The following is a 22,274-nucleotide window of genomic DNA, read 5'->3' on the forward strand; positions in this document are numbered from 1 at the left end:
CCTTCACGTTCGTCGAATGTGGGACCAAGTGGTGCGCGCATGCCACCATGAACGTCAATCATCGGATGCGGAATGGGGAGTGGATGTTCGACTCGGCTGGTCAGAATGTCTCGGGGCAAGCCCTGGCATCGCGAGGGTGGGGACGTTTCAACCTGAACAACCCGGCCACGGCGGCCGTGATCGTCGGCCTGCTGAGTGTGCCGTGGGTGTTCGGTCTCGCCAGTCTCAAGACTGAACCCGAGACGAGCAATCGAGTGCTGAGCGATCCGGGAACCGTCGTCGGCATCATGGGTTTCCTGACGGTGTTGACCGTGGTGGCGTGTGCGCGCCGGCGGTACCCGATCGCGTACTACCTCCTGACGTTGGCAGGATCCGGCGGATTGATGCTCTTCCTCGGGAGTCGATCGCTGGGGGCCACGCCGCTTTTCTGGTTCGCGATCATGGCAGTGTCCATCCGGGTGAGCGGCATGCGCCTGGTCGGACTGCTGGTCCTCGGAATGGCGATGGACGTGATCTTGGCGATGTATCTCACCGAGCGGGACGGGCTGACGGTCGCAGAGGTTCAGGTGGGGGAGTTGCCCCACCTGTTCCTCGAGCCGGCGGCAAACACCGTCACGAGTTTTCTGGTCGTCGCCGCCATGGGAAAGATCGTCGCGCGTCTGCGAAAGCAAGCAATGGAGAACAGTCAGGCCGTAGCGGATCTGCACCGGGACCGCGAACGCAAGATTGCGAATGCCGTTGTCGCCGAACGGCAGGACATGGCACGTGAGTTGCACGACGTCGCGGCTCACCACATGACCGGCATGATCATCCAGGCCCGTGCCGCCGACAAGTTCTTCTCGAGCAATCCAGAACAAGCGCAAGCCCTTCTGGGCGGCGTCATCGAGCAGGGGCAGCGGGCCCTCAACAGCTTGCGGCAGATCGTGGGGATCCTCCGTCTGGGTGAGGAAGACCCCGATTTCCCGACGCCTATGGTCTCCGACATCGACGAGTTGGTGGACGACTGCAGGCGCACCATCTCGTCGATCTCGCTCGAGAAAGTCGGCCGCTTCGACGACCTGGACAGCGGAGTCCAGTTGACGTGCTACCGCATCGTCCAGGAGGCGTTGTCGAACGTCCTTCGCCATGCGCCGGGTAGCGAGTCCAAGGTATGTCTGAGCCGAGAAGCCGGTGCGGTGAGAGTCCGGGTGATCAATACGCTCGGGAATGCTCGTCCGTCCTCCGACGGGCAAAACCTCGGAATTGTGGGAATGCGCGAACGCGCGACGCTCATGGGTGGTCAACTGGACGCCGGACCGAATTCGGAAGGTGAGTGGGCTGTGCAGGCACTGGTGCCGGTGAACGGGAGGATCAACGCATGATCGATGTCCTTATTGCAGACGACCAGCAGGTGGTACGGCAGGGGTTCGAACTGTTTCTCTCCGGTCACCCCGAGATTCGCGTCGTCGGGCATGCCAAGACGGGAGTCGAGGCGTACGAGCAGGTGCGTGCACTGCGTCCGGACGTCGTACTGATGGATATCCGAATGCCTCACGGTGACGGATTGACCGCGACCAGGGAGGTCCTTGCCGAGTTTCCGGCGACCCGCGTCGTCGTGATCACCACGTTTGATCTCGACGAGTACGTTTTCGAGGCGCTCGACAGTGGCGCCGCAGGGTTCCTGCTCAAAGACGCCGATCCCGAGGAGCTCTCGTCGGCAGTGCTGACCGTGGCCGAGGGGGGTTCGGTACTCTCTCCGAGATTGACGTCGAGACTGATCGTGGAGTTCGCGAGGCGCAAGCCGGCACCGATGTCCACGGCGCGCTCCGGATCGGATCACGGTCTGAGCGCGCGTGAAATGGATGTGGTGCAGTTGCTGTCACAAGGCTTGGGAAACAACGACATCGCAGATTCTCTCAGCCTCGAGCAGAGCACGGTGAAGTCGCACATCAGCAACATCTGCAAGAAGCTGCAGGTGCGTACCCGTGTGCAGATCGTCATCTGGGCGTACCGAAACAACGTGATCGCCGTATCGCGCTGACGCACGGGACGCTGCGGCGCGTCCGGCACGGCGCGGGCAGAGAAAGTCCACGTGCCCGGGTTCGACCCCTCGTCGAACCCGGGGCAGCTGGGTCGCTCAGCCCAGCAGTTTGGCTTTGAGCGTCATGACGGTCGCCGGACTCAGACCCAAGCCCTCGGTCAGGTAACGATCGACCGACCCGTAGGTCAGGTCCAACTGGGCGAGGCCGGCATCGAGATAGCTTGCCTCGACACCCAACAGGGGCTCCATGTTGACGGCCATCTGTTCGCCCAGGCTCGCCGCGATGCCCGCGCGCGTGGCCTTCATGCCTTCGGCTGTGTATTCGTTGGTCAGCAAGTAGTCATTCATGATCACTGAGCGGTCGACACCGGCGATGCTCAGCAGCAGAAACGACGTCCAGCCGGTGCGGTCTTTACCTGCAGTGCAATGGAAGACCTGTGCGCCTTCGGTTTCCGCGAGGCCCGTGAGCAACTGTGCGAACCCGGCTCGCTCCGTCGCTCCGGTGACGAAGGCGCGGTTCATGTCCTGCATCATCGATCGTGAGTCATCGGGGGACTTGATCTTCGCGACCATCTCGGCGATGTTCCCGGACAGGATCGGAATGTTCTCGTACGCAACCCCGTTGGGCAGGACATCCGGCTTGCTGGCGATCTCGGGTTCCGTGCGCAGATCGTAAACCTTTGTCAGTCCCAGCTTTTCGAGAATGCTCATGTCATCGCCCTTGGGCGTGATCGCGTTCGCGCGGTAGAAGACTCCCTTGTTCACGGGCAGACCGAGAGTTCCCGAGTATCCGGCGCCGGTGCCTGCGACGTCGCGGAAATTGTCGATCCCGGTCAGCCGCGGAGCATCTGGGGTTTGCTCGGCACTGCCGAAGTTGCTGGATCCGAAATCCAGTGAGCCGAACTGTGGAGCCGAGGGGGCAGGTTCGGCGTGCGCGATCGAGGCGCCGAAACCGGTGATGAGAAAGCTGCTGGTCAACGCAATGGCCGCGGCAGACCGTAGCGAGCACGTGCGCGTGGATCGGGACATGTGTGAGCCCTTCGTCGAGCGGAGAGAGTGGCTGGTCGATGAGGTATCGCGAAGGCAAGGTAGCGAGTTCTCGTGTCCGATTCGAGAGGAATCTTGCTTTGCTCCCTCTCAGTGGGAGGCGTGCTGCTGTGAGCGTGAGTGACTCGGGAGGCGCAGTTCATTCCTCGGGACCTGTGTTTGTGTAAAGGTCCAGTGCCCTGATATTGGTTAGCCTCACCAAATCAATTCCGGAGCAGTCCGGTGCGTTCAGATGGAGTTCAACATGCGGGTTCAAGGTCTGTCGTGGTTTCGCCGCGCAGTGGTGATCGGCGCAGCAGCTGCGCTGGCGGTCGGCGTCGCCGGCTGCAGCAACTCCGAGGAGGCGTCGTCCGAATCGTCGACGACAGCCGCGAGCTCGCAGACCCGTGTCTTCGAGGCACAGAACGGATCCGTCGAGATCCCGAGCGACCCGCAGCGGATCGTGGCCTGCGGATACGCAGTTCTGCCGCTGATTCAGGCGGGAGCGAACCTGGCAGCAGTATGTGAGTGGACCCGTGAACTCGGCAACATGGACGACAAGACCAAGGCCGCTTACGAAGCTCTGCCGAAGGTCGCGCCCGACGGCAACGTCTCCCAGCTCAACTACGAGGGAATCGTCGCTGCCGAGCCCGATCTGATCATCATGGGTGTTCCCGCTCGTGTCGAAAGCCAGCTGGACATGGCGCAGCTCAAGGCGGCCGCTCCCGTCGTCTTCCTGGGACCGACGGTTCCTGCTGATTGGCGAGTGCTGGGCGAGCAGTTCGCCGATGCCGCGAATGTCTTCGACACCTACGGCGAGTTCAAGGACGACTACGACGCCAAAACCGCCGAACTGGCCGCGAAGTACAAGGACAAGCTCGGCTCGTTGACCTTCGGCGGCGTGTGCAACGTCTGCAAGCCCGAGGCCGGCACCTTCTCACGCGAGTACGCGTCTTCGTACACGACCAATCTCTTCGACGGACTCGGACTGCAGTTCCCCGGCACCCCCGCAGACCCCGCCGACATCCACGTCGAACAGGTATCCATCGAGAAGATCGGCGAAAATCTCGGAAATGTCGACGTGATCGTCTACGGCCTCAACGCCGATGGCTCGATGTCTCCGCAGTTGCAGGAGCTGGTCAATTCCGAGCTGTGGAAGGAATTGCCCGCAGTGAAGGCCGGCAACGTCGTCCAGGTCCAGCATTCGTTGGCCGCGACCTATCAGACGGCTCTTCTGACGCTGGATTCGATCGACGAGGGCCTGTCGAAGCTGCCCGCAAACCAGTAGTTCATCGACTGTGACGGTGGCCTCTCGCCTGCTGGCGAGGGGCCACCTGCATATCCGGATGAGCAGGGCGGACAGCTCTCCGAACGGCGAGGACGCTCACCTGTCCCGGCTACCGGGGTTCTGTACGAACTGCGAACGCCCGATAGGGTGACCGGGTGCGTCCTACACTTGATTCCTACACTCATCTGGCCGGTGGCAAGGTCCGTGACCTTTACACGATCGACGACGAGCATCTGCTGCTTGTCGCGAGTGATCGGATCTCGGCCTACGACCACGTGCTCAGCACGCCGATCCCGGACAAGGGTCGCGTGCTCACCGCGATGAGCGTGTTCTTCTTCAACGTCCTCGGTGGCACCAACCACCTGGCCGGCGAGCCCGACGACGATCGCATCCCGGAAGAGGTTCTCGGCCGCGCTCTCGTGGTGCGCTCCCTCGACATGGTTCCCGTCGAATGCGTCGTTCGTGGCTTCCTCACCGGCTCCGGCCTGGTCGACTACAACAACACCGGCGCAGTGTGCGGCGTCGCGTTGCCCGAGGGCCTCGTCGAGGCGTCGCGGCTGCCCGACCCCATCTTCACCCCGGCGTCCAAGGCAGCTCTCGGGGATCACGACGAGAACATCAGCTTCGATCAGGTAGTGGAGAAGGTCGGCCAGAAGCTGGCAGTGCAGCTTCGCGAGGACACTCTCGACGTTTATGCCCGCGCCTCCAACTTCGCGGCCGATCGCGGAATCATCCTTGCCGACACCAAGCTCGAATTCGGTCTCGACTCCGGTGGAAACCTCGTGCTCGCCGACGAGGTGCTCACCCCCGACTCGTCGCGCTACTGGCCTCTCGAAGGCTACGAAGCGGGCAAGGTGCAGCCCAGTTTCGACAAGCAGTTCGTGCGCGACTGGCTCACGAGCCCCGAATCCGGCTGGGACCGTAGCTCGGACACGACACCGCCGCCGTTGCCGCAGGAGATCGTCGACGCGACTCGGGCACGCTACATCGAGGCGTACGAGCGCATTTCCGGTCTGTCCTTCGACGATTGGGTCGGTCCCAGCGCATGAGCCTGATCCCGCCGGTCGCAAAGAAGGTCCCCGCCGAACGTACCCATCACGGACACACGTTCGTCGATGACTACGAGTGGCTGCGGGACAAGGACAACGCCGAGGTCGTCGCATACCTCGAAGCCGAAAACGCGTACACCGACGAGCAGACGGCCGCGCTCGAGCCGTTGCGCGAGAAGATCTTCCAGGAGATCAAGTCGCGGACGCAGGAAACCGACATGTCGGTGCCCACTCGCATGGGTAAGTGGTGGTACTACTCGCGCAGCGTGGAAGGCAAGTCGTACACCGTCCAGTGCCGGTGCCCCATCGCCGGTGAAGACGACTGGACTCCGCCCAACCTGACGCCCGGCGTCGAGCTGGCCGGCGAGCAGATCCTCATGGACGGCAACGTCGAAGCCGAAGGGCACGAGTTCTTTTCGCTCGGCGCGTTCTCCATCAGCGAGGACGGCACGTTGCTCGCGTACTCGGTGGACATCGTCGGCGACGAGCGGTACACCTTGCGGTTCAAGAACCTCGAGACCGGTGAGATGCTCGCCGACGAGATTCCCGATACCGCGCCTGGCGCCACCTGGGCGATCGACCACAGTCACGTCTTCTACATGACGGTCGACGATTCCTGGCGTCCGGACACCGTGTGGCGTCACAAGCTGGGAACGCCGCAGAGTCAAGATGTTTCGGTGTTCCACGAGCCCGACGAGCGGTACTGGGTTTCGGTGGGGTCTACCCGCAGTGAGAAGTACCTGATGATCTGGGTCGGTTCCAAGGTGACCAGCGAAGGCTGGATGCTGGAATCGGCGAACCCGGAAGGCGACTTCCGCGTCATCATCCCGCGTCGCGAGGGCGTCGAGTACGGCGCTGAACACGCGGTGATCGGGGGAGAGGACCGCTTCCTGATCCTCCACAACGACGTCGTGGACGGAGTCAAGGCCGAGAACTTCGTGTTGGTGGAAGCTCCCGTGTCGGATCCGACGAACATGACGACGCTGATCGAGCACAGCGCAGACGTTCGTCTGGAAGAAGCCGAAGCTTTTGCCGGACACCTCGTCCTGAGCTACCGCCGCGAGGCGCTCACTCGGGTTGCCGTGTGGCCGTTGACGGATGACGGCTACGGCGAGCGTCACGAAATCGACTTCGACGAAGAACTCTTCAGCATCGGTATGGGGTCCAACCCGGAATGGGCGCAGCCCACCATCCGACTCGGCTTCACGTCGTTCATCACTCCCGGGCAGGTATACGACTACTACGTCGCCAGTGGTGAACTGGCACTGCGTAAGTCGCAGCCTGTTCTCGGTGACTTCGATGCGAGCAATTACGAACAGCGTCGCGACTGGGCAGTGGCCGACGACGGAACCCGCATTCCGCTCTCGATCGTGAGGCGCGTAGGTGCGCCGGAAGGTCCCGCGCCGCTGCTGTTGTACGGCTACGGTTCCTACGAGGCGAGCATCGACCCGTCGTTCTCGGTTGCCCGCTTGTCGTTGCTCGATCGCGGCGTCGTCTTCGTGGTCGCACACGTGCGCGGCGGCGGCGAGATGGGTCGTCACTGGTACGAAAACGGCAAGACGCTCACGAAGAAGAATACCTTCACCGATTTTGTCTCGTGCGCAAAGCATTTGATCGACACCGGTGTCACGGCGGCCGATCGGATGGTTGCCGACGGCGGTAGTGCGGGTGGATTGCTGATGGGGGCTGTCGCCAATCTCGCTCCGGAACTGTTTGCCGCCATTCTCGCCAATGTTCCGTTTGTCGACCCGCTGACGTCGATTCTCGATCCGTCGCTACCGTTGACGGTCATCGAGTGGGACGAATGGGGAGATCCGCTGCACAACAAGGACGTCTACGACTACATGCGCTCGTACAGCCCGTACGAGAACGTGGAAGCCAAGGACTATCCCGCCATTCTTGCGATCACGAGCATCAACGACACCCGCGTTCTGTACGTGGAGCCGGCCAAGTGGGTCGCGAAACTGCGCGCCACGAAGACCGGTGATGCTCCGCTACTTCTCAAGACCGAGATGAGCGCCGGACACGGCGGTGTCAGCGGTCGGTACGAGAAGTGGAAAGAGGTCGCGTTCGAGTTCGCCTGGGTTCTCGACACGGTTGGCGCAAACTAGCTTCTGTGTCAATCAGGTTCTGCGGTAACGAACCTGAGGGCGCCCAGCGCGCCCGTACTCGGTCTCCCGGGTGAGCATGCCGTCGTCTGCCAGCTTTTCCAGGTAGCGCCAGGCCGTTACCCGGGACACGCCGACCGATGCTGCCACCTCTGCAGCGGTCACGGGTCCCTCAGAATCCCGGACAGACGCTGCGACGAGTCCGAGCGTTTGAGATGCAAAGCCTTTCGGCGCCGCTGCTCGATCGTCGGACGTTCGTAGTGCGGACATCGCGCGGTCGATGTCGTGTTGACTGACCGCAGACTCTCCAGCGGGAAGTGCTGCACGATATTCGAGGTAGCGCTCGAGCTTGTCGCGGAATGCTGCGAAAGTGAACGGCTTGAGAAGATAGAGGACGATCCCGCGAGCCACGGCGCTTCGGACCACCTCCAGATCGCGCGCCGAGGTAACCGCGATGATGTCCGGACTGGGCCGCAACCCGCCCAGGGCGGAGGCCACGTCGAGACCGCTGGCGTCGGGCAACCCGATGTCGAGCAGGACCAGGTCGATGGGCTGGTCGGTGGCATTGGCCGCCGTAACTGCACGCACGGCGGCGTTCCCGGAATGAACCACGCCGTGGACCACGAATTCCGGCACACGCTCGACGTAGGAACGGTGTGCCTGCGCGATCAACGGTTCGTCGTCGACTATCAGTACACGGATCATCGCGGTGCTTCCGCCTCGCGCAGCGGGATACGGACAACCAGCATTGAGCCCATCGCCGGCTCGCTGGTGAGCGTGCCGCCGTGCCGTTTCACAACTTGAGAGACCAGTGCGAGACCGAGTCCGCGAGAGCCGGATTTTGTGGAGTAGCCACGGCCCTTGGCCTTTTCGAGTGCTTCGGGTGTCATTCCCGGGCCGCTGTCGGCGACGGCAACAACCATCATCGAATCCTCTTCCATTACCGTCACTTCCACCCACGGAGACTCGCTCGCGCGCGATGCGTCAATAGCATTGTCCACGAGATTGCCGACCAGCGTGACCAACTCGCGTGCATTGAGCGAAGGAACCGGACCGAGCGCGGTGTCTTCCGTGATGGTCAGGTCGACCCCGCGTTCGGTCGCTTCGCTCATTTTCCCGAGCAGTAGTGCGGCCAGCGCCGGCTCGTGGACCGCATTCATCAGACGATCGATCAGCTGTTGGGACACCCGCAATTCGTTGGTGGCGAAGGCCACTGCGTCCTCGTTTCGCCCCAACTCGACCATCGTGATGATCGTGTGCAGACGATTTGCACTCTCGTGGGCTTGCGATCGAAGCGACTCGGCAAAACTTCGTACCGAATCCAATTCCCCGAGTACGTTCTGAAGTTCGGTGTGATCGCGAATTGTCAGCACGGTGCCAATTCTGTTGCCCTCCCACTCAACCGGGTGTTGGTTGACCACCAGCACACGCTTGTCGGTGAGATGCACTTGATCCTTCGCGGGAGAGGCGTCGTCGACCCGCATGGTCTCGGGGATGGATGAAAGTGGCACGGGCCCGTCCGGTAGATCGAGGAGGCGACGTGCTTCGTCGTTGACGATGTCCACTCTCGCGTCTTTGCTTCGGCCTTGCCCGATCACCACCAAACCCTCACCGATGCTGTGCAGTACGGCGTCGTGGTGCTCGTACATGGTGCGCAGTTCGTCCGGAGCCATTCCCAGGGTCTGTCGCCTGATGCGTCGGCTCACCAGAAGTGAACTCAGGAGGGCGGCAAGAAGACCGCCGCCGGCAACGAACAGGATGACCGGAACACTTTGGGCGAACTGCTTGCTGATCTGCTCGCGGGTGACACCGGCAGAAACCAGACCGACCAGGGTTCCGCCGGAATCGTAGACAGGAGTGACTGCGCGGATCGACGGCCCCAGCGACCCGGCGTACGTCTCCGTGAAGGTCACGCCGGCGAGTGCGCGGTCAATGTTTCCGTTGAACAGTTGACCGATCAGCTCCGGGCTCGTGTGGGTGAATCGAGTGCGATCCGGCGCCATCACCACGATGAAATCGACGCCGGTTGCCTGTCGTATTTTCTCGGTCTGTGGTTGCAGAATCGCGGTCGGGTCCGGGCTCGTCAGGGCGGCCGCCGTCGAATCCGACAGGGCGAGAGTCTGCGCTATCGAGCTCACCTGCCTGCGGATCGCGTCGTCGCTGTCTCGGCGTTCGTCGACAACTGCGAGCGCGGCCCCCACGCCGATGACCAGCGCCAACAACGCCAATTGCAGGAGCAGGATCTGCCTGGCGACGCTCATACGTCGGCCGGTCTTTCGTTCGACCATCGAGCGCCTCCTGAACGTAATGAACACAAACTTCCGGGCCCACCTGTTTGCAACAAGAATTCTCCACGACTCGAAGTGATCCCGATCACTTCACAGATATCCGATCCAAAGGACACCCCATGAGCAGCACGGCAACAGGGACAGTAGACGGTTCCCCACAGCCCGAGGGCACCAAGGCAAAGCGCGACAAGACGCATTGGCTCTACATGAGCGTCATCGTCGCGGTTATCGGCGGCATCCTCGTCGGTTGGCTCGCACCCGAGTTCGGTAAGTCCGTCGGTGTACTCGGCACGTTGTTCGTCAGCCTGATCAAGATGATGATCAGCCCGGTCATCTTCTGCACCATCGTGCTCGGCATCGGCTCGGTTCGAGCTGCGGCCAAGGTCGGCAAGGTCGGCGGCCTCGCACTCGCCTACTTCATCGGGATGTCCACCATCGCACTCGCGATCGGCCTGGGCGTCGGCAACCTGCTCAACCCGGGCAGCGGCCTGAACATCACGCCCAACGCGGCCTCCGTGGCCAAGCTTGCAGATCAGGCCCACAGCGCGGGCGGTACCTGGGACTTCATCGCGTCCATCATTCCGACGTCGATGCTGTCCTCCCTCACCGCCGGCAGCGTGCTGCAGACTCTGTTCGTCGCCCTTCTGGTCGGCTTCGCGATCCAGTCGCTCGGCAAGTCGGGTGAGCCGATTCTCAAGGCCGTCGGATACATCCAGAAGCTCGTGTTCAAGATCCTGACGATGATTCTCTGGCTCGCCCCGATCGGTGCTTTCGGCGCCATCGCCAGCGTCGTCGGCCAGACCGGTTTGAACGCCGTCGTCCAGCTCGGAACCCTGATGATCGGCTTCTACCTGACCTGCCTGATCTTCGTCTTCGGTGTTCTCGGAACGCTGCTGCGCGCGGTCACCGGATTCAACATCTTCAAGCTGGTCAAGTACTTGGCCCGTGAGTACCTGCTCATCTTCGCCACGTCGTCCTCCGAATCGGCACTGCCGCGTCTGATCGCCAAGATGGAGCACGTCGGCGTCGAGCGCACCACGGTGGGCATCGTCGTTCCCACCGGCTACTCGTTCAACCTCGACGGCACCGCGATCTACCTGACGATGGCCTCGATCTTCATCGCCGACGCCATGGGACAGCCGCTCGCCTTCGGTGAACAGCTCTCGCTGCTGGTGTTCATGATCATCGCCTCCAAGGGCGCTGCGGGAGTCAGCGGCGCCGGTCTGGCCACGCTGGCCGGTGGACTGCAGAGCCATCGCCCCGAGCTTCTCGACGGCGTCGGACTCATCGTCGGAATCGACCGCTTCATGTCGGAAGCGCGGGCGATCACCAACTTCTCGGGCAATGCGGTCGCGACTCTCCTGGTCGGCGCGTGGACCAAGACGATCGACAAGGAACGCGTCATCGAGGTGCTCGACGGGAAGATTCCGTTCAACGAAGCCACGATGCTCGACGACGAGGACGAAGAAGAGCAGCACAAACTCGAAACGGCTCCGACCGGCACCAAGCAGTCATTTGTGAGCCATCACTAGATACTTCCGCTCTGTTGAACGTTTGACCGCACAGCAGGCGCGGAACCCGATCTACGATCAGTGATCCTGGTCGTAACGATGAAAGAGACCGCCGCACTAACCGTGCGACGGTCTCTTTCTGTTCGTGGGTGCTATGTGTACCAGGTGGGTTCGGGAATCTCGCCGGTCAGAAAACGACTACCGACTTCACGGCGCTTGTACGCGAGCGGATCGTGCAGGGTATGCGTCCGGATGTTGCGCCAGTAGATATCCAGGCCGACATCGTTGGACGTGGCTCTGGCACCGGTCAGTTCGAAGATCTTGTTGCTGATCTCCAAGGAGACGTCGGCGGCGCGAAGTTTTGCGGCCGCGATGCGTACGGCGAGGTCGCCGCGAGCCTGTTCGGTAAGGTTTTCGCGAGCGTCGTGGAGCACGGCGTCGGCCTGACGGCTGACCTGATCCACGAAGGCCTCCGCTGCCCACAGCTTCGATTGCAAGTCGCCGTAGCCCTCACGGAGGTACCACTCGTCGGTTGCGATTTCGCGGTTGTCACCGCCGTACGGCCATGGACGCGTACGGGTTCGGGTGTACTCGGCCGCAGTGTCCAGTGCGCCACGGGCGATCCCGAGGTAGAAGTTCGCGAACACGATCTCGATCGCGGGGAAGTTCAGCGTGTTGTAGACCAGAGGTTGGAATTCCTTGTCGACAAAGCCTGCCGCACTTGCCCAGTCGACCTCGACGTCGTTGATCTCGACACTGCCGGAATCGGTGAGGCGCTGCCCGAGGTTGTCCCAGTCTCCGCGGAAGACTATGCCGTCCTGAGCAGTCGGCACGATAGCGAACACATGCGTCGCAGTTCCGTCGATGATTCCTTCGAGCACCGTGAGGTCGGTGACTCGTCCGCCGGTGGAAAACGACTTCACACCGTTGAACACCAGGGTGTCTCCGCGGTCCACGACGGTGAGGTCGGTGTCTCGAGGGTTCACTGCGCCGCCGAAGAAGAATCGGTTGCTCGTGTACAGCTCCTCGACAGCGGAGATCTGCGGATCGGTTCCGACCAATCTGGCTGCCCATGCCCACAGGTAGTGATACCCGAGCAGTTGCCCGATGGAGCCGTCGGCGCGCGCGATCTCCCGAACCACCTTGTAGGCGGTCTCCCATCGCTGCCCGCCGCCGCCGAACTCGATCGGACCCAGCAGTGTCACCAGACCACTGTCCTTGAGCAGCTGAACTTCTCGGAACGGTGGTTCGCCGGCTCGGTCGCGGGCGAGTGCGTCGGCGGCAAGGATGTTGCTCACCTCGCGAGCGCGGTCGATCCAGCCTTCGGATGTGTCGGGAACGCCGACGAAGACTTCGGTTTCACTGGTCACGGTCATGCCTGTACATCCTATTCGGTCGGTGCAGTCCCGATGGCCCACACGTAAATCGGTTCGGTTCCGTTGATTTCGTAGTCGCCGACAACTTTGGATTTGAAGACGACCGGATTATGACTGGCCACGGTGCGGGCGTTGCGCCAGAACCGATCGAGATCGAGGTCGCGGCTCACTCCGGAAGCACCGAGTGCGTCGAAGATCTTGGCCGTGGCCGGAACGACGAGTCCGATCGAGGCGACTTGCCCTCGCCCCGAATCGATTTCGGCTGCGATGTTGGCAGCTTTCTCTTCCTCCGGCGAGCCGGAGAATGCGGCTTCGTATGCCCATTGGGACGACTGTGCTGCGTGCAGCGCCACGGCCTCGGCTGCAAAGGCAGCCGAGGACACCTCGCCGACAACTTGCTGGATCTGCGAATCCTGCGCGTATCTCGGAGCGTTGCCGTGACTGAAGGTTCGAGTACGAGAGGCGACTCGACGAGAGATCTCGGTTGTCGCAGCCTTGGCGATGCCGGCGAGAGTGGCGAGATGGAAAAGTTGGTAGAACGCTGTCTGGTACTTGAATCGCGTCGAGAAGTCGAAGATGTTCTCCGGCTGGACTATTGCGTTCTCGTAGACGGACGAGCCGGAGCCAGTCGTCTGCTGGCCGAACCCGTTCCAGTCGTCACTGTGTGTGACACCGGGTTGTCTCGCTTCGACTGCGGCGATCACGAATGCGCCGGTGTCGGTGCGCTGCGAGTACAGGTCGATCCAGTCGGCGAAAATGGAACCCGTGCTGTAGAACTTTGCCCCGTTCGCCAGGAAATGGTCGGAATCGGGTGCGGGCGAGACCTTGGTGTTGGCTTCGCCCAATGCAACGTCGCCGATTTCGGTCCACGCGTTGCCGACCAACTGTCCCTCCGCGAAGCGTCGGAGCCAGGTGTCACGCTCAGGCCCGGGGTCGGCGACCAGTCGGTCTTCGACAAACGCGAAATGACCGCGCAGTGCCTGGGTGATGTTGGAATCGGCGCTCGACAACTCGACTAGTAACCGGATCAATTGCGGGATGCTCGCGCCGGATCCACCGTGTGTTGTCGGCACCCGAACGGCGCCGAAGCCTGCTTTCTTGAGTGCGTCGATCTGTTGGAAGGGAAGCACGTGATCGCGTTCGCGTTCGACGACGGCTTGTGCGATGTCCGCGAAGATCGGACGGAATTTTGCTGCCAGTGTTTCGTAGTCGACCTCACTCTTGATCGGATCTGCAGACCGGGAAACGGCATTCGGCGTCAGTGCGGTGGTCATGGGAAGAATGCAAGCTGTAATCACCAGGGGCGTCGATCCTTCATCGCGACCTGATTCGAAGTGTTGTCAGTCCGCGCAAATCTCGGTTCGATGGCCTGCCGGGCAGTTGTACCGGAATCGGATGGTCAGTGCGATTGCTCGTGAAGGTGTTCTACGATCCATCCGTTCCATTCGACAGTTCCTCCGGAACCACAATCGTGTCGGAACGGCTGCCCTGGAGAGCCGGGTCGAACGACCACGCGAAAGTCTCTCGCCTCCAATCGAAGATCGACAGTCGTGTGTTCTCCGTCGACGCTCTCGGCGACACTCTCGAGTGCGTCCGTCGCGACGATGCCGGTAACGCGTCGGACTGCGTGTTCGGCGGCCTGAGCGGCCTGTGACAGTGCCGCTCGGCCGCGCAGGTGCAGCAGCTCCAATTCTCCGGCTTGGTATTTTTCGGCTGCATCGATCGCGGAGTTGCCGTCCAGTCGGCTGAAATAGACTGCGGCGGGCCACGCAATCATGTTGGCCGCGAATCGATCTCCGCCGATGTGACTGCATTCCCACACATCTGCGATCTGTGCCGCGTTCAGCGCCGACACGACCGGGCGACCGAGTTCCGCGCAGCACGCATCCTTCTTTCCATGCGTGCAGACCGCGAAGAGCGGTTCCGTGCGGGAGCGGCCGAAGTCGGGTTCCACTCCGGTGGCCATCGATTCGAACGGCAGTACCGACAGGTCCTCGTATCGATCGACCGACCCTTCCCGCATCCACTGACGTGTGCCGTCCGTCCAGGCGAGTACGCACATCGGGGTGAGGACTCGGCGGTTGCGGGGCCGCCGGATCACCACGAGGCGGATACGACCCTGCGCTGCGTAGATTTTTTCGGTGAGTGCGACGGGGAGAACGTCGTCAGGAGCGGACGCCGGCCAGGGGCCGGGGTGCTCGATCAACACCCACAGATGTGTCATTCCGGCGCGACCGACCATCGGTTCGCCGGCGGTCGACGACTGCCGTGTACAGGCGTGAGGGCGTCGACTGGTTTGCGGATTGGCGACAAATTCCGGAAAGCACTGCATAGATGCCTTCCCCAGGACACCGTCGCTGCAGGTGTGGCAGGGAAGGGAAGACATGATGAGGCTCCAGTCTCGTAGGTTAGGCTCACCAGACTATTGGATGGTGAATCCTTTGCTCAGCCGTGGTGAATGCGCGTGGCTGTGACGGTCGAAAGCAGTCGGTAACAGGAGTGTTGGGAATGAAACGCAGTAACTCGCGGGCGAAGTACGTGCTGGGTGGTTTTGTCCTCGCCGCCATCGTGGCAACGACAACGGCGTGTGGCAGTGACGACAAGACGGATACCGACAGTCAGTCCGCCGACACCGTGCACGCGGTCACCCATGCCCGCGGAACCACGGACGTACCGATGGATCCGCAGAGAGTTGTCGTGCTCGAGCCGGTTCAGCTCGACACGTCGGTAGCGCTGGGCGTGATTCCCGTGGGCACCGCGGTCCTCAGCGAGACGACCGGTGTTCCGGCGTACCTCGGTGAGAAGGCCGCGGAGATCGAGATGGTCGGCACCGTCGCGGCGCCGAACCTCGAGAAGATCGTCGCACTGAGCCCGGACCTGATCATCGGAACGGAATCGCGGCACGGTGATCTGTACGAGCAACTCGCTGCCATCGCGCCGACCGTCTACATGGCGACCCAGACCGATCCGTGGCAGGACAACGTCCAGTTCGTCGCAGAGGCGTTGAACAAGACCGATCAGGCAGGCGAACTGCTCGGTGACTACACGGCACGCTGCGAGGAAGTGGCGAGCAAGCACAGCACCGAGGGCAAGACCGCTCAGCTCATCCGCCCACGCGACGACGTTCTGACGCTGTACGGACCCACGTCGTTTGCCGGAAGCACTCTCGAATGCGCGGGACTCACGATTCCCGCACGCGACTGGGAGAACTCGATCTCCGTCGACCTCTCCCCGGAATTCGTCTCCGGAGCCAACGCCGACCTCATCCTGGTCACCTCCGCGAAGCCGGCAGATGCCAGCACGATGCCGAAGGCCGTGGCGGACAACGCCGGATTCTTCCCGAACCCACATCTGGTCGACATGTCCTACTGGATCACGGGCGTCGGACCGCTCGGCGGCCTCACCGTTCTGGACGACCTCGATCGCATTCTCGGAGCATCGAAGTAGCAGTAGGTGAGAACAAGCAGTAGGTGAGAACAAGTAGTGGGCGAGAACTGGCAGTCGGCAAGAGTCGCTAAGTTGGACCTATGACAACTCCAGTACAGAACATCGCGATCAACACCCTCGGTGGCGTGCCCACCTCGTTGGGTGAATACGACGGCCGTGCCGTGCTCGTGGTCAACGTGGCATCCAAGTGTGGACTGACCCCGCAGTACTCGGCGCTCGAGAAGCTGGCCAGCGAGTACGCCGATCGCGGTCTGACCGTGATCGGCATCCCGTGCAACCAGTTCATGGGGCAGGAACCGGGTACCGCCGAAGAGATCGAGACGTTCTGCTCCACTACCTACGGCGTCACGTTCCCGCTCCTCGAGAAGATCGAGGTGAACGGCGAGAACCAGCATCCGCTGTACGCCGAACTCACCAAGGCTGCCGACGCCGAAGGCGCTGCGGGCGACATCCAGTGGAACTTCGAGAAGTTCTTGATCGGACCGGACGGCACCGTCGTCAACCGCTTCCGTCCGCGGACCGAACCTGACGCTCCCGAGGTTGTCGCCGCCATCGAAGCCGCGCTTCCCAAGAATTAGTAGCCGCGCTTCCCAAGAATTAGTAGCTGCGCTTCTCAAGAGCTAAACGCTCGTTGCTGAAAACTGCCGCCGGATGATCATCCGGCGGCAGTGTGCTGTTCACCCACAGCTGCCACTATCGGAGTATGTCTGCAGAACTGATCGTGTCGGTATCCGGAATCAGAGACGAGACATGTTATCTCGCTGCCGGATTCGCAGACGAGATGGACGCTCGAGGTGTCCGCCTGTCGCTCCTGGTGGCGCCGCGACTGAAGGACAAATACCGACTGGCCGACGACGCGGTGACGACGGCCTGGCTGCGTGAGCGTCGTGAGCACGGCGACGCCATCGTTCTGCACGGCTACGACCAGGCCGCGACCAAGCGTCGTCGAGCCGAGTTCGCCACTCTGTCGAAGCACGAAGCAAAACTGCGACTACTCGCTGCGGATCGGGTTCTCGAGCATGCAGGCCTTCGGACCCGGGTGTTCGCACCGCCGCGCTGGGTGGCGTCGCCTGGTGCCATGTCGGTGTTGCCGGAGACCGGCTTTCGGACGATGGCAGGCCTCGGCGCAGTACACGATCTGACCCGTGGAACCTTGCAGCGGGGAAGGGTTTTCGGTATCGGCGAGGGCTTCAAGGCCGAGCCGTGGTGGTGTCGCGCATTGGTTCTCGGAGCCGGGCGCGCCGCCAAGCGTGGGGGACTGGTCAGATTGTCGATTACTGCCAAGCAGTTGGGAAACGAGGGCCCACGTCAGGCTGTTCTCGACGCTGTGGACCTCGCGCTTTTTCATGAGGCCACCTCGCAGGTATACCGATGGAACTCCCCGTCGCAGGAACTCGGCGCTGCCTGAATTCGGTCATTGGCAACTATTCGATAGCTGCGAGATGGTGTCGTGTGTCCGGGTTGCCCGAGCAGGCAGAGTCTTCGCATTTATCCCGTTCCTTGCAGGCAGTAGGGCCGATTAGGTCAAAGTCGCATAAAGTGGACGTTGAATTCGAGTATGGCGTCGCCCAACCTTTTCGCTGCTACAGTGCGTGCAGTTAATCTGCCGCTAGTAGACGAAGTTGAGGTTCACCATGCGCGCACGAGGGTTCTCCAAGTCGGCCGAGGGTCTTGTCGCTCTGGCTGTGGGCGCAGTCGTCTGTGCTGCAATCGTCCCGGCAGTTGCGTCTGCCGCTCCGACCGGCGTGGTTCACACGCTGCCGACAGGCGGTGTCGACGGCGGTGCGAGCGAAGGCACCCGCACCGCAACTGTCGACGACGAAGGTGAGCAACTCACACTGCGGCTTCACAAGATGAATCTGCGGGGATCCGACTTCTCGATGGCCGTACAGGAAAGCGGCGGCGAGCTGACCGATGTGGTGATCCCGGCGCCCCGTTCGTACATCGGCAGTGTGGAAGGGCATCCGGACGCAATCGTCTCGGCCATCGTCGACTCCGCCGGAACACTGCGTGGGCAGGTGATTTTCGATCGTGGTGCTTCGATCGAGTTCGTGGGATCCGACGTGGTCGGTCGCAGCACGGCGCCGATCGACGCAAAACCCAAGTGGCCGACCGCCTCTATCGCGTCGGCCTCGGCCGCAAGCGTCGGCAAGACGGTGAAGCAGTTCGTGGTGGGATTGGATCTGAGTGGCGAGTGGTACTCCGCGCACGGCGCAGGCAGTCCCGCCGTCGCTCTGGATCGGGCCGAGGAATCAATGGCCCGAACCGCTGCCATCTGGATCAGAGACGTCGGAATTCGGCCGATCCTGGGTCGGGTTGTCCTTCGCGCCGATGCCGCGAGTGACCCGTATTCGAGCAGTTGTGAAAACCTCGACCAGTTGGAAGGTCTGTGGTCCGATCAGGTCGGCACGAGCGTCGACCAGGCGACTGTCGTCTGCGCTTCCGGTGGCGGAAATGCCTACTACTCGAGGTTCGAACTCGATCACAGCTACGCGCAGGTCGGTGCCGAGCCCGATGGCAGCTTCAGCCGCGTCCTCCGCCACGAGTTGGGCCACAACTTCTACGCCGACGACTATCACGGCGGCGGCGCCGAGGGATCGACCATCATGAACGGCAACGACCTCTCGCGCTTCGACGGCACCGAATTTGCTGCCATCGTCGATGCCGCCGACGTGGCCTCGGATCGACTCGACGACGTCGGTCGGTACACGGCAAGCCCGATCCCGCCGTACGCCGCACTCGACACCGCGCAGGTCCGCTCAGGTGGCACAGTCACCGTCGACGCCGTCGCGAATGATCATGACAGCAACGGAGATTCGATCAAGGTAACCGGGGTCGAGGCGACGTCACTTCTCGGTGGCACCGTAAAGCTCGAAAACGGCGAAGTGGTGTTCGAGGCCGGAACGAAGACAGGCACCGACAGGATTCTCTACACACTCACCGACGCAGCCGGTGGGACGAGCACCGGCTGGATCATCGTCGATGTGAGTGCGTGAGGACTGAATCAGGCGACTTCGACGCTCGACTCCTCACCGAGAACTCGGAACTCGGTACCGTCGGCAGCCATTTCCGAGTAGCGACCGTAGAAGATGCCTGTGGCTTCGTCGCGGATGATCGCTTGATGGATGGGAACCGCGACGCGCGGCGCTACCGCGCGGAGGTAGTCGATGGCCTCCGAGATCTTGAGCCACGGTGCGGCGGCGGGAAGGGCAAGAACGTCGACCTTCTGTTCGGGGACGTAGAGGGAATCGCCGGGATGCATGAACTGCGCGGGGTTGGTGGCGTCGCCGAGGAGGAACGCGGTGTTGTCGATCATCGGTAGGTCCGGATGGATGATCGCGTGCTCTCCGCCGGTTCCGGTCACCTCGACGTCGCCGATGCTGAACCGGTCGCCCGGCCGGACTCCCGTCCAGCGCCCACCGAGCTTCTCAGCCGTCTGCGGATCGCTGTACAGCACCGCGTCGGGGTTTGCTTCGGCCAGTTCGGGCAGCCGCGCCGGGTCGGCATGATCGGGGTGTTGATGTGTCACGAGGATGGCGTCGAGGCCGGTGATGCCTTCGAATCCGTGCGAGAAGTTGCCGGGATCGAAGAGGATTTTCGATCCGTTCAACTCCACGAGCACACAGGAATGGCCAAAATGTGTCAGTCGCATGATTTCGAGTATGCGCCGCCCTGGAGTGACTCGCAGGCGGGTTTCGCGGGTGTTGGCCGTCACGCCCCGATCACTCGATGCGAACCATCTCGGGTGCGCCCGGTAAACTGGCCATCACCCGAGCGTTTCACTCCGGGTTCGCGCACTAGTACCGAGGAGCAGCACGTGGCCCGTGTCGTCGTCGAAGTCATGCCCAAGGCCGAGATTCTCGACCCCCAGGGACAGGCAATTGTCGGGGCACTGTCTCGCCTGGGCTTTGCAGGAGTATCCGATGTCCGTCAGGGCAAGCGGTTCGAGTTGGAGATCGACGGCAGTGTCGAAGACGCCGAACTCGAGAAGATCGCCGAAGGCCTGCTGGCCAACACGGTGATCGAGGATTGGACCGTCAGGCGAGTCGAGGCATGAGCGCACGTATCGGGGTTATCACGTTCCCGGGCACGCTCGACGACATCGATGCCGCTCGGGCCATCAACCTGGCCGGCGGTGAAGCTGTCGAACTCTGGCACGGCGACGCAGACCTCAAGGGTGTCGACGCGGTTGTCGTTCCCGGAGGATTCTCCTACGGCGACTACCTTCGTTGCGGCGCGATCGCACGTTTTGCTCCCGCGATGGGCAAGGTTGTCGAAGCAGCCAAGGGCGGCATGCCGGTCCTGGGCATCTGCAACGGTTTCCAGATCCTCTGCGAAGCAGGTTTGCTCCCCGGTGCCCTGACCCGTAACCAGGGTCTGCACTTCATCTGCCGCGACGAGTGGTTGACGGTCGAAGCCAACAACACGGCTTGGTCCTCGCGTTACGAGGCCGGCGCCCAGATCCTCATCCCGCTCAAGTCGGGTGAAGGTCGCTTCCAGGCTTCCGAGAATGTTCTCGACGAACTCGAGGGTGAAGGCCGCGTCGTCTTCCGCTACTCGGAGGAGAACCCCAACGGTTCGCAGCGTCGTATCGCCGGTATCTCTTCGGCCAACGGCCGCGTCGTCGGGTTGATGCCGCACCCCGAGCACGCCACCGAGGCTCTCACCGGACCGAGCGACGACGGACTCGGCTTGTTCTACTCGGCACTCGACGCGATCGTCACTGCCTGATCGCCTGCTGATTTTCACCACTGAACGCCGACCGGAAATCCGGTCGGCGTTCAGTCGTTTGTGGGGGCGTCCCGGTTCTCGGGTTACTGGCTGTAGGAACTGAGGAAGTTGCCGAGACGCTCGAGGGCGGTCGCGAGGTCGTCGGTGTTCGGCAGAGTCACCAGTCGGAAGTGGTCGGGTTCGATCCAGTTGAACGCGCGGCCGTGACTGACCAGAATCTTTTCCGATTCCAGTAGATCGAGAACGAACCTCTCGTCGTCGACGATGCCGAACTTGTCGACGTCGAGCTTCGGGAACAGGTACAGCGCGCCGTCGGCCTGCTGACAGCTGATCCCGTCGATGCTGTTGAGCGTGCTGTGCGCGAGATCGCGCTGTGCTGTCAGTCGACCTTGCGGGAGCAGGAGGTCCTCGATGGACTGGCGTCCGCCGAGTGCGGTCTGGATCGCGTGCTGCGCCGGCACATTGGCACACATTCGCATGTTGGCCAGCAGTTTGATGCCTTCGATGAAACTCGACGCCCGCTCGAGTGGTCCGGTGATGGCCAGCCATCCGGCTCGGAACCCGCAGACGCGGTAGGCCTTGGACAGCCCCGAGTACGTCAGACACAAAACGTCTCGCCCGGTCATCGACGCAAGGTTTGTCATGGATCGGCCGTCGTAGACGATCTTCTCGTAGATCTCGTCGGCGAAGAGCATCAGGTCATGCTTGCGGGCAATGTCGACGAAGCGTTGCAGTACCTCCGTCGAGTAGACGGCGCCCGTCGGATTGTTGGGATTGATGACGACAATCCCTCGGGTGCGCGGAGAGATCCGGGCTTCCAGATCGTCGAAGTCCGGTGCCCAGCCCTGGCTTTCATCGGTGAGGTAGTGAACCGGCGTGCCGCCGGCAAGTGAAACCGAAGCCGTCCACAAGGGGTAGTCGGGAGCGGGAATCAGGATCTCGTCCTCGGGATTGCAGAGCGCCTGCATCGTCAGCGTGATCAGTTCGGAGACGCCGTTTCCGAGATAGATCTCGTCGACGGTGACGTCGGTGATACCCCGCGTCTGGTAGTACTGGACCACCGCGGTGCGCGCCGAATACAGTCCGCGAGAATCGCAATATCCCTGGGCGGTAGGGAGATTGCGGATCATGGCCATCATGATTTCGTCCGGTGCTTCGAATCCGAAGGGGGCCGGATTACCGACGTTGAGTCGCAGGATCGTGTGTCCCTGATCCTCGAGTTCTTCGGTCTTGTCGAGAATTCGTCCTCTGATGTCGTACCTGACATTCTCGAGCTTGCGGGCCTGATCGATGGGTGTGTTCACGCGGTTACGTACCTCTCCGGTTCGGGCGGGCGATTTGTGTTTCAGATGAGAAGGGCGCCTCAGGGTTCGGTCTGGAAACGGACATTGATTCGCGATAGCGCTAGCGGCGAGAGGAGAGTAGCGCTA

At 62.2% G+C, this 22,274-nt stretch carries 20 protein-coding genes; 12 read left to right on the forward strand and 8 right to left on the reverse strand.

The window, feature by feature from the left end; translation table 11 throughout:
* The first annotated feature begins 83 nt into the window (after positions 1-83).
* Together AC3WQS_RS12290 and AC3WQS_RS12295 are read left to right on the forward strand one after the other, a co-directional pair.
* Positions 84-1,361, forward strand: a complete 1,278-nt coding sequence (locus tag AC3WQS_RS12290) for a sensor histidine kinase (RefSeq protein ID WP_019747063.1) — start codon at positions 84-86, stop codon at positions 1,359-1,361.
* Entirely contained in the window at positions 1,358-2,020 is a 663-nt protein-coding gene (locus tag AC3WQS_RS12295; RefSeq protein ID WP_019747064.1) for a response regulator transcription factor, read from the forward strand. Before AC3WQS_RS12290 ends, AC3WQS_RS12295 begins: the two co-directional genes overlap by 4 nt.
* A 96-nt stretch (positions 2,021-2,116) precedes the next feature.
* On the opposite strand, the gene AC3WQS_RS12300 is transcribed toward AC3WQS_RS12295, so the two are convergent.
* Positions 2,117-3,049: a tyrosine-protein phosphatase gene (locus AC3WQS_RS12300; RefSeq protein WP_021342988.1), complete on the reverse strand. Its 933-nt coding sequence runs from the start codon at positions 3,047-3,049 to the stop codon at positions 2,117-2,119.
* A 250-nt stretch (positions 3,050-3,299) separates the two neighbouring features.
* Here AC3WQS_RS12300 and AC3WQS_RS12305 point away from each other — a divergent pair, with 250 nt between their 5' ends.
* The 3 genes from AC3WQS_RS12305 (at position 3,300) to AC3WQS_RS12315 (ending at position 7,494) form a co-directional block, all read left to right on the forward strand.
* Positions 3,300-4,334: an ABC transporter substrate-binding protein gene (locus AC3WQS_RS12305; protein WP_492712676.1), complete on the forward strand. Its 1,035-nt coding sequence runs from the start codon at positions 3,300-3,302 to the stop codon at positions 4,332-4,334.
* A gap of 155 nt (positions 4,335-4,489) precedes the next feature.
* Positions 4,490-5,383 (forward strand): phosphoribosylaminoimidazolesuccinocarboxamide synthase, encoded by an 894-nt coding sequence (locus AC3WQS_RS12310; protein ID WP_019747067.1) that lies wholly within the window; start codon positions 4,490-4,492, stop codon positions 5,381-5,383.
* A complete protein-coding gene (locus tag AC3WQS_RS12315) occupies positions 5,380-7,494 on the forward strand; it encodes a S9 family peptidase (protein ID WP_492712675.1) in 2,115 nt (704 codons plus the stop codon). Before AC3WQS_RS12310 ends, AC3WQS_RS12315 begins: the two co-directional genes overlap by 4 nt.
* Positions 7,495-7,506: 12 nt before the next feature.
* On the opposite strand, the gene AC3WQS_RS12320 is transcribed toward AC3WQS_RS12315, so the two are convergent.
* A complete protein-coding gene (locus AC3WQS_RS12320) occupies positions 7,507-8,196 on the reverse strand; it encodes a response regulator (RefSeq protein WP_003945570.1) in 690 nt (229 codons plus the stop codon).
* Entirely contained in the window at positions 8,193-9,779 is a 1,587-nt protein-coding gene (locus AC3WQS_RS12325; RefSeq protein WP_019747069.1) for a sensor histidine kinase, read from the reverse strand. The genes AC3WQS_RS12320 and AC3WQS_RS12325 overlap by 4 nt, the downstream gene beginning before the upstream one ends.
* 119 nt (positions 9,780-9,898) lie before the next feature.
* Between AC3WQS_RS12325 and AC3WQS_RS12330 the strand changes: the two genes are divergently transcribed.
* Positions 9,899-11,311, forward strand: coding sequence for a C4-dicarboxylate transporter DctA (locus AC3WQS_RS12330; protein ID WP_003945501.1), 1,413 nt, complete (start codon positions 9,899-9,901; stop codon positions 11,309-11,311).
* A 131-nt stretch (positions 11,312-11,442) separates the two neighbouring features.
* Here AC3WQS_RS12330 and AC3WQS_RS12335 read toward each other — a convergent pair whose 3' ends face one another.
* From AC3WQS_RS12335 to AC3WQS_RS12345, 3 genes are all read right to left on the reverse strand, one after another.
* Positions 11,443-12,666, reverse strand: a complete 1,224-nt coding sequence (locus AC3WQS_RS12335) for an acyl-CoA dehydrogenase family protein (protein WP_492712674.1) — start codon at positions 12,664-12,666, stop codon at positions 11,443-11,445.
* A gap of 11 nt (positions 12,667-12,677) precedes the next feature.
* Positions 12,678-13,940, reverse strand: coding sequence for an acyl-CoA dehydrogenase family protein (locus AC3WQS_RS12340; protein WP_492712673.1), 1,263 nt, complete (start codon positions 13,938-13,940; stop codon positions 12,678-12,680).
* Between the two features lie 125 nt (positions 13,941-14,065).
* Positions 14,066-15,052: a sucrase ferredoxin gene (locus AC3WQS_RS12345; RefSeq protein WP_250885132.1), complete on the reverse strand. Its 987-nt coding sequence runs from the start codon at positions 15,050-15,052 to the stop codon at positions 14,066-14,068.
* A 122-nt stretch (positions 15,053-15,174) separates the two neighbouring features.
* Here AC3WQS_RS12345 and AC3WQS_RS12350 point away from each other — a divergent pair, with 122 nt between their 5' ends.
* From AC3WQS_RS12350 to AC3WQS_RS12365, 4 genes are all read left to right on the forward strand, one after another.
* A complete protein-coding gene (locus AC3WQS_RS12350; protein WP_020906375.1) occupies positions 15,175-16,113 on the forward strand; it encodes an ABC transporter substrate-binding protein in 939 nt (312 codons plus the stop codon).
* An 80-nt stretch (positions 16,114-16,193) separates the two neighbouring features.
* Entirely contained in the window at positions 16,194-16,691 is a 498-nt protein-coding gene (locus AC3WQS_RS12355) for a glutathione peroxidase (protein WP_003945816.1), read from the forward strand.
* 125 nt (positions 16,692-16,816) lie between these two features.
* The gene (locus AC3WQS_RS12360) at positions 16,817-17,521 is read left to right on the forward strand and encodes a DUF2334 domain-containing protein (RefSeq protein WP_019747074.1); all 705 of its coding nucleotides are present in this window, start codon (positions 16,817-16,819) and stop codon (positions 17,519-17,521) included.
* A gap of 226 nt (positions 17,522-17,747) precedes the next feature.
* Positions 17,748-19,109, forward strand: a complete 1,362-nt coding sequence (locus AC3WQS_RS12365) for an Ig-like domain-containing protein (protein ID WP_070796323.1) — start codon at positions 17,748-17,750, stop codon at positions 19,107-19,109.
* Between the two features lie 8 nt (positions 19,110-19,117).
* Here AC3WQS_RS12365 and AC3WQS_RS12370 read toward each other — a convergent pair whose 3' ends face one another.
* Positions 19,118-19,765 carry an MBL fold metallo-hydrolase gene (locus AC3WQS_RS12370; protein ID WP_029254557.1) on the reverse strand — a complete coding sequence of 216 codons (648 nt, stop codon included), beginning with the start codon at positions 19,763-19,765 and terminating at the stop codon, positions 19,118-19,120.
* Positions 19,766-19,930: 165 nt separating this feature from the next.
* Here AC3WQS_RS12370 and purS point away from each other — a divergent pair, with 165 nt between their 5' ends.
* Positions 19,931-20,170, forward strand: a complete 240-nt coding sequence (gene purS, locus AC3WQS_RS12375) for a phosphoribosylformylglycinamidine synthase subunit PurS (RefSeq protein ID WP_003945817.1) — start codon at positions 19,931-19,933, stop codon at positions 20,168-20,170.
* Positions 20,167-20,844, forward strand: coding sequence for a phosphoribosylformylglycinamidine synthase subunit PurQ (purQ, locus tag AC3WQS_RS12380; RefSeq protein ID WP_019747077.1), 678 nt, complete (start codon positions 20,167-20,169; stop codon positions 20,842-20,844). The genes purS and purQ overlap by 4 nt, the downstream gene beginning before the upstream one ends.
* Positions 20,845-20,927: 83 nt before the next feature.
* On the opposite strand, the gene AC3WQS_RS12385 is transcribed toward purQ, so the two are convergent.
* A complete protein-coding gene (locus AC3WQS_RS12385; RefSeq protein WP_019747078.1) occupies positions 20,928-22,148 on the reverse strand; it encodes a pyridoxal phosphate-dependent aminotransferase in 1,221 nt (406 codons plus the stop codon).
* Positions 22,149-22,274 lie beyond the last annotated feature (126 nt).

The organism is Rhodococcus sp. FW305-130, assembly GCF_058788335.1.

Excerpts from the sequence above, each read along its gene's own strand:
- AC3WQS_RS12290 (WP_019747063.1), top strand. The coding sequence starts at position 84 with ATGTTCGACTCGGCTGGTCAGAATGTCTCGGGGCAAGCCCTGGCATCG.
- AC3WQS_RS12295 (WP_019747064.1), top strand. The coding sequence starts at position 1,358 with ATGATCGATGTCCTTATTGCAGACGACCAGCAGGTGGTACGGCAGGGG.
- AC3WQS_RS12300 (WP_021342988.1), bottom strand. The coding sequence starts at position 3,049 with ATGTCCCGATCCACGCGCACGTGCTCGCTACGGTCTGCCGCGGCCATT.
- AC3WQS_RS12305 (WP_492712676.1), top strand. The coding sequence starts at position 3,300 with ATGGAGTTCAACATGCGGGTTCAAGGTCTGTCGTGGTTTCGCCGCGCA.
- AC3WQS_RS12315 (WP_492712675.1), top strand. The coding sequence starts at position 5,380 with ATGAGCCTGATCCCGCCGGTCGCAAAGAAGGTCCCCGCCGAACGTACC.
- AC3WQS_RS12320 (WP_003945570.1), bottom strand. The coding sequence starts at position 8,196 with ATGATCCGTGTACTGATAGTCGACGACGAACCGTTGATCGCGCAGGCA.
- AC3WQS_RS12325 (WP_019747069.1), bottom strand. The coding sequence starts at position 9,779 with ATGGTCGAACGAAAGACCGGCCGACGTATGAGCGTCGCCAGGCAGATC.
- AC3WQS_RS12330 (WP_003945501.1), top strand. The coding sequence starts at position 9,899 with ATGAGCAGCACGGCAACAGGGACAGTAGACGGTTCCCCACAGCCCGAG.
- AC3WQS_RS12335 (WP_492712674.1), bottom strand. The coding sequence starts at position 12,666 with ATGACCGTGACCAGTGAAACCGAAGTCTTCGTCGGCGTTCCCGACACA.
- AC3WQS_RS12340 (WP_492712673.1), bottom strand. The coding sequence starts at position 13,940 with ATGACCACCGCACTGACGCCGAATGCCGTTTCCCGGTCTGCAGATCCG.
- AC3WQS_RS12345 (WP_250885132.1), bottom strand. The coding sequence starts at position 15,052 with ATGTCTTCCCTTCCCTGCCACACCTGCAGCGACGGTGTCCTGGGGAAG.
- AC3WQS_RS12350 (WP_020906375.1), top strand. The coding sequence starts at position 15,175 with ATGAAACGCAGTAACTCGCGGGCGAAGTACGTGCTGGGTGGTTTTGTC.
- AC3WQS_RS12355 (WP_003945816.1), top strand. The coding sequence starts at position 16,194 with ATGACAACTCCAGTACAGAACATCGCGATCAACACCCTCGGTGGCGTG.
- AC3WQS_RS12360 (WP_019747074.1), top strand. The coding sequence starts at position 16,817 with ATGTCTGCAGAACTGATCGTGTCGGTATCCGGAATCAGAGACGAGACA.
- AC3WQS_RS12365 (WP_070796323.1), top strand. The coding sequence starts at position 17,748 with ATGCGCGCACGAGGGTTCTCCAAGTCGGCCGAGGGTCTTGTCGCTCTG.
- AC3WQS_RS12370 (WP_029254557.1), bottom strand. The coding sequence starts at position 19,765 with ATGCGACTGACACATTTTGGCCATTCCTGTGTGCTCGTGGAGTTGAAC.
- purQ (WP_019747077.1), top strand. The coding sequence starts at position 20,167 with ATGAGCGCACGTATCGGGGTTATCACGTTCCCGGGCACGCTCGACGAC.